This is a genomic window from uncultured Salinisphaera sp. (genome assembly GCF_964012375.1).
GTDB lineage: Bacteria > Pseudomonadota > Gammaproteobacteria > Nevskiales > Salinisphaeraceae > Salinisphaera.
In genome coordinates, this window is sequence record NZ_CAXGSH010000146.1 from 1 (window position 1) to 5,497 (window position 5,497).

Here is a 5,497-nt window from a genome sequence, read left to right on the forward strand (position 1 = left end):
GAGTTCGCTCACTGCACTGGAACCGTATCGGCCGATATTCGTCGTCATTACGCTGGCGCTGCTGATTTTTGCCGGTTGGCGGCTGTATCGCCGCGAGCCGAGTTGCGATTCCGATACAGCGTGCGCACGACCCGCGGTCAGGCGCCGTCAACGTCTGATCTTCTGGCTGCTCGTTGTACCCGTGCTGGCACTGCTCACCTTTCCCTGGTATGCGCCGGCGTTTCTATAAGGAGTGATCGACATGGTTCGAAAACAATTCATGAGCTTTGTGGCCGCCACGCTGCTGCTGGGCATGTTTTGGACACAAGGCGCTGTTGCGGCGGCCGAACGGAGCGTGACGCTCGCCGTGCAGCATATGACCTGCGCGACCTGTCCCTTCGTGGTGCGCAAGGCGCTCCAGCAGGTCAACGGCGTCCGGTCGGCGCGCGTGGACTACCAATCCAAGACCGCCACGGTCGTATTCGATCCGGCGGTCGCGTCGGTCTCGGACTTGACCGCTGCCACGACCCGCGCCGGCTATCCGTCCAAACCAAAAGAGCAAGCCCAATGAACCGCAACAACACCCTGCTTGGTGCCGGCATCGTGGGCACCGTCATCGCAGCGCTGTGCTGTTTCACGCCGGTATTGGTGATCCTGTTCGGCGTCGTCGGCCTGTCGGCGCTGGTCGGCTACCTCGACTATGTGCTGCTTCCGGCGCTGGTCTTTTTCCTAGGCCTGACTGTCTACGCCGTTTATCGGCATCAGAAAACAGACTGCTGAATTAATCATTGTTCGAGATCAATAAGGAGTTGCTATGCAACATTCACTCGCGATTTCCGGCATGACCTGTGCGCACTGCGCCCGCACGGTCGAGGACGCCCTGAATGCACTCGCTGGGGTCAGCGCTGCGGTGTCCTATGCCGAACGCCGTGCCGAAGTCCAGATAACTAACGGCACAGACGAAACCACGCTGATCGAAGCGGTACGTGCGCGCGGCTACGAGGCGCGCGCCTGGAACGACGACTCATCGACGGCCGCGCCGTCGCGGATCGCGCAAGACGGCGGCGACGATAATCTCCATGTCGCCATCATTGGCAGCGGTAGCGGCGCGTTTGCCGCTGCCATCCGCGCCGCCGAGGCCGGAGCGCGTGTGACCCTGATCGAGTCGGGCGACATCATCGGCGGTACCTGTGTCAACGTCGGCTGCGTCCCGTCCAAGATCCAGATTCGCGCCGCCGAACTGGCCCAGCATCAGCGCCACAACCCGTTCGAGGGCCTGGCAGATTGCGAGCCGATGATCGACCGGCCCCGGTTGCAGCGCCAGCAACAGGCACGGGTCGAAGAACTACGCGCGGCCAAGTACGAGAGTATCCTCGATGATAATCCGGCGATCACGCTGCGTCGCGGGCGGGCCCGTTTCGAGGACGCTCATAATCTGATTATCGCGGCCCAGGACGGAAGCGAAGCGCGCTTGGCGGCCGATCGGATCCTGATCGCCACGGGGGCCTCCCCCGCGATTCCACCGATACCAGGCCTGGCCGAGACGCCATATTGGACCTCCGATGAAGCGGTCTTCAGTGCGGACACGCCCGAGCATCTGATCGTCATTGGCGCCTCGGTGGTGGCCGTCGAACAGATCCAGGCGTTTCGCCGTCTGGGTTCCGAGGTCACCGTGCTGGCCCGAAGCACGTTGCTGTCCAGCGAGGATCCGGCGCTGGGCGAAGGCCTCGCCGCGGCATTTTACGCCGAAGGGATCGACGTACGTGAGCATACCCAGGCGCATGCCGTACGTTTCGAGGCCGGGCAATTCATCCTCGATACCGACAACGGCCCGATCCAAGGCGACCGGCTGCTGGTCGCCACGGGACGCGCCCCGAATACCCGTGATCTGGCGCTGGACAACGTTGGGGTAAAGACCGATGAAAGCGGTGCAATCGTGGTGGACACATCACTGCACACCAGCGCCGAGTCCATCTATGCCACCGGCGATTGCACGACGCTGCCCCAGTTTGTCTATGTGGCTGCTGCCGGCGGTACCCGGGCGGCGATCAATATGACCGGCGGACAAGCCCGGCTGGATCTGTCCGCCATGCCCGCGGTGATCTTTACCGATCCGCAGGTGGCGACCGTGGGGCTGGATGAACGCCAGGCCCAGGCGCGCGGCCTCGACGTGGAGACCCGCACGCTTGGGTTGGAGCACGTACCACGGGCGCTGGCCAACTTCGAGACCCGCGGTTTTGTCAAGCTGGTCGCCGAGGCCGGCAGTCATCGCCTGCTGGGGGCCCAGATTCTGGCTCCCGAGGCCGGCGAGATGATCCAGACCGCCGTACTGGCCGTGCACCACGGCATGACCATCGAGGCCCTGGGCGATCTGCTGTTTCCTTATCTGGTGCACGTGGAAGCGCTCAAGCTCTGTGCCCAGACCTTTACCAAGGATGTCGAGCAGCTGTCCTGCTGTGCCGGCTAGCGAGAGCGCGATGATCAGACCGTTGCGTGAATACGCCCGGTGCGTGCCGAAGCGCCAGGTACGCCTATTGATCGGTCAAGGGCCGACACATAGGGACAAGTAAAACATCGGGAAATTGCGACAGAGCACTTTTCGCTTAACGCCGTATTCGGTTGGGCGCTATCTCGACCGATAACGGCCGGCTTCAACTAATCCTTCGTCGTCATAGACGGGGCCATTTAGCCAGTCCTAGCGTACGACAAAAGATGGTGACAAATGAATTTTTTAACACAACTTTCCGACAAAGCAGGTTCGATAGGTAGCGTTGTTTCGGGCATGGGCTGCGCCATGTGCTTTCCGGCGCTGGCAAGTATCGGCGCGACCCTGGGCCTTGGGTTCTTGACGGCTTGGGAGCGCATCTTCATCACGACGTTGCTGCCTTTTTTTGCCGTGATCGCACTGATCGCGAATATCGTGAGTTGGCGCACCCACCGCCAAATGTATCGAGGCCTGCTAGGAGTATTCGGACCGCTGCTGGTACTGGCAGGCGTTGCGATCTTCCAACTCCGATTGGGCCAATTTGCGGCCTATGCGCAATTTGTCTTTTACACGGGTCTTGTATTGATGATGGCGTCGTCGGTCTGGAACATGGTGCGCCCCGCTAAGCGTCACTGTGCTGTAACGAAGTCTGCTCCGAGGCAAAACATCAAGACATGACACCGTCCTCGCAGTTTTGAGGGGTTCATCGAAATCTTCGCTGAGCATTCGGGCGGTGGTGACAACGGAAGTAGGTCAACTCATTCAGGCCGCAATGATGCCTTGCGAGCGTCGATGACCGCCAAGGACATTGCCGATGAATGGTTTCCGTACCTAACCAAGGTGGAGGCTCAGACCGTGTTCCCAGCCGTTCAACAAGGATGTCAAACAGTTGTCCTGCTGTGCGGGACACGCAGGGACGCCCCATGAACAATATCCGTCGTGAGATCGTGGAACGGCTAGGTGTGGTCGAAGAAATGGAGGCCGCGCTTCATGTGGCACTGTTGCGTGAGTTAGCCCGAGGTCAACCGGTCACCACGGAGCGGCTCGCGAAGTCACTCAACTGGACGACTGGCGAGGCGGTGTTGGTGCTGGAGCAGCTGCCTGGCGGAACCATCGAGTATGACTGTCAAGGACGGCTGATCGGCTACGGCATCACACGGCGTGAAACACCGCATGCATTTGTCGTCAATGACCAGCCGCTCTACGCCTGGTGCGCACTGGATGCCTTGATGTTTCCAACCGTCATAGGTGAGCGCGCGCAGGTTCAATCGCGTTGTCCGCATACCAACACACCGGTGACCTTGACCGTTACGCCACAGGAGGTGCTTTCACTCCAGCCAGAGGACGCGGTCATCTCTTTAGTGTCGGTGGCCGCAGAGGGCGACATTCGAAGTGCCTTTTGTTGCGACGTTCATTTCTTTGCCTCTCGACAGGCCGGCGAGGCCTGGTGCCGAGATAGACCGCGCGCGAACATTGTGAGTGTTCAGGAAGGTTTCGAACTGGGTCAGCAGATTGCGCACCTTATGCTCGACAGAGCAAGAAGCCACTAGCATGACGGTTAATACTCGAACGGTAAAACTCGGCATTGAAAGTGGGCCGGGGCCACAAACAGAAGGCTACGTCATTTCGGAGGCGGCCCGCTTCTGTGGCATGTCTGTTCATCAGATCCGAACCTATCTGGATATGCGATTAGTGTACGCCTGCGGGACTACCCAAGGTGGTTTCCGCCTATTCAACGAGAGCTGCGTTGCGCGGCTGAAACTGATCAGTTCATGTCGAGAGGCCGGTCTCGGTCTGCCCGAGATTTCCGAATTTATTCAGGCGCTGGACAGCGGAGATGATCGGCAGTGCCGAGCCGTCGAACGGCAAATACAACACACAATTGCTGTTAAAAGAGCCGCGCTGCATCGCTGCACCCAAGTACTAACCGAGGCAACACGTGGACATGACTGATAAGGCGCGCGAACCGGCCGAGGTATCCAAGCCGCTCACCGGTTATCTGTGGGGGGTACTGGCCGCGCTGAGTTGCCCCTGTCATTTGCCGATTCTCGCCATCGTGCTGGCCGGCACGGGCGCCGGTGCTTTTCTCGGGGAGCACTGGGTAATCGTGGGTATCGCACTGACCGGCCTGTTCGTGCTGTCGCTGAGCCGACTGCTACGGGCCTTCAACAAGTAACGGATGATCACACCACCCACGTTCGATGGAGGGAGGCATTATGAAAGATCCCAAACACTTTTACGCGCCAGCCTGATTGGCACGGTGGTTGTTGCCCTGTGTTGTTTTACACCCGTTCTGGTGGTGTTGTTCGGTGCCGTAGGGCTGGCAGCACTGACCGGTTATCTGGATTACGTCTTGCTGCCGGCCCTGGCCATTTTCATCGGCCTGACTGTCTACGCGCTGTGGCGCAAGAAGCAGCACGACGCCTGCTGCGATACCTCGTCTGAGAAAAAGTCGCAACCGTGAGCCACCTAAACGCCCACGCTTCGCCAGCAACCGCGAAAGTCACCGTGTAGCTAGGGTGCCGCCTTGCACTCAACTCCGCGCGATCTCGACACGCCCGAGGCTATTGCCGAAATGCTGGATGCCTTCTACCGGAAGGTCGTGGCCGATGATCGCCTGCGTCCGCTGTTCTTGGATGTGGCGGAAATCGACCTCAGAACGCACCTGCCGCGTATCCGCGCCTATTGGTGCAAGCTGCTGCTCGGCGAACGCGACGGCTACCGGCGCAACATGGTCGCCCGCCACTTGGCGTTGCACGCGCGACATCCTTTACAGCTTGATGACTTCGAGCGCTGGCTGAAGCTGTTTCGGGAGACCGTGGACGAAGATTTCGCAGGGCCGAGCGCAGACCGCGCCAAGACATTAGCAACACGGATCGCGGGGAATCTTGTGCGGCTCACAAGTTCACCAATCAACACGTAACGGACGATCGCACAACCCACTTGCAACGGGAAGCTGAAACATAAGACATCGCAAAACACTTTTTCGGGTTCGATAAGGAGTCACAACCATGAGTCATTCCAACGACCAAA

The 5,497-nt window shown here is 59.7% G+C and carries 10 protein-coding genes; all 10 read left to right on the forward strand.

What is annotated here, in order from left to right; genetic code table 11:
• A partial coding sequence (locus ABNU97_RS16940) for a mercuric transporter MerT family protein (protein ID WP_348767843.1) occupies positions 1-229 on the forward strand: 229 nt, incomplete at its 5' end.
• Between the two features lie 12 nt (positions 230-241).
• Positions 242-550, forward strand: coding sequence for a cation transporter (locus ABNU97_RS16945; RefSeq protein ID WP_348767844.1), 309 nt, complete (start codon positions 242-244; stop codon positions 548-550).
• Positions 547-759 carry a mercury resistance system transport protein MerF gene (gene merF, locus ABNU97_RS16950; protein ID WP_348767845.1) on the forward strand — a complete coding sequence of 71 codons (213 nt, stop codon included), beginning with the start codon at positions 547-549 and terminating at the stop codon, positions 757-759. The genes ABNU97_RS16945 and merF (ABNU97_RS16950) overlap by 4 nt, the downstream gene beginning before the upstream one ends.
• Before the next feature lie 34 nt (positions 760-793).
• A complete protein-coding gene (merA, locus tag ABNU97_RS16955) occupies positions 794-2,446 on the forward strand; it encodes a mercury(II) reductase (RefSeq protein ID WP_348767846.1) in 1,653 nt (550 codons plus the stop codon).
• A gap of 255 nt (positions 2,447-2,701) precedes the next feature.
• On the forward strand, positions 2,702-3,142 hold the full coding sequence (gene merC / locus ABNU97_RS16960) for an organomercurial transporter MerC (protein WP_348767847.1): 441 nt from the start codon (positions 2,702-2,704) through the stop codon (positions 3,140-3,142).
• 245 nt (positions 3,143-3,387) lie between these two features.
• Complete coding sequence (gene merB / locus ABNU97_RS16965) at positions 3,388-4,014, forward strand: organomercurial lyase MerB (protein WP_348767848.1); 627 nt, start codon at positions 3,388-3,390, stop codon at positions 4,012-4,014.
• A 1-nt stretch (position 4,015) separates the two neighbouring features.
• On the forward strand, positions 4,016-4,417 hold the full coding sequence (locus ABNU97_RS16970; protein ID WP_348767849.1) for a MerR family transcriptional regulator: 402 nt from the start codon (positions 4,016-4,018) through the stop codon (positions 4,415-4,417).
• On the forward strand, positions 4,410-4,640 hold the full coding sequence (gene merE, locus ABNU97_RS16975) for a broad-spectrum mercury transporter MerE (RefSeq protein WP_348767852.1): 231 nt from the start codon (positions 4,410-4,412) through the stop codon (positions 4,638-4,640). The genes ABNU97_RS16970 and merE overlap by 8 nt, the downstream gene beginning before the upstream one ends.
• Before the next feature lie 3 nt (positions 4,641-4,643).
• A complete protein-coding gene (gene merF / locus ABNU97_RS16980) occupies positions 4,644-4,928 on the forward strand; it encodes a mercury resistance system transport protein MerF (RefSeq protein WP_348767850.1) in 285 nt (94 codons plus the stop codon).
• A gap of 63 nt (positions 4,929-4,991) precedes the next feature.
• The gene (locus tag ABNU97_RS16985; protein WP_348767851.1) at positions 4,992-5,387 is read left to right on the forward strand and encodes a group III truncated hemoglobin; all 396 of its coding nucleotides are present in this window, start codon (positions 4,992-4,994) and stop codon (positions 5,385-5,387) included.
• Positions 5,388-5,497 lie beyond the last annotated feature (110 nt).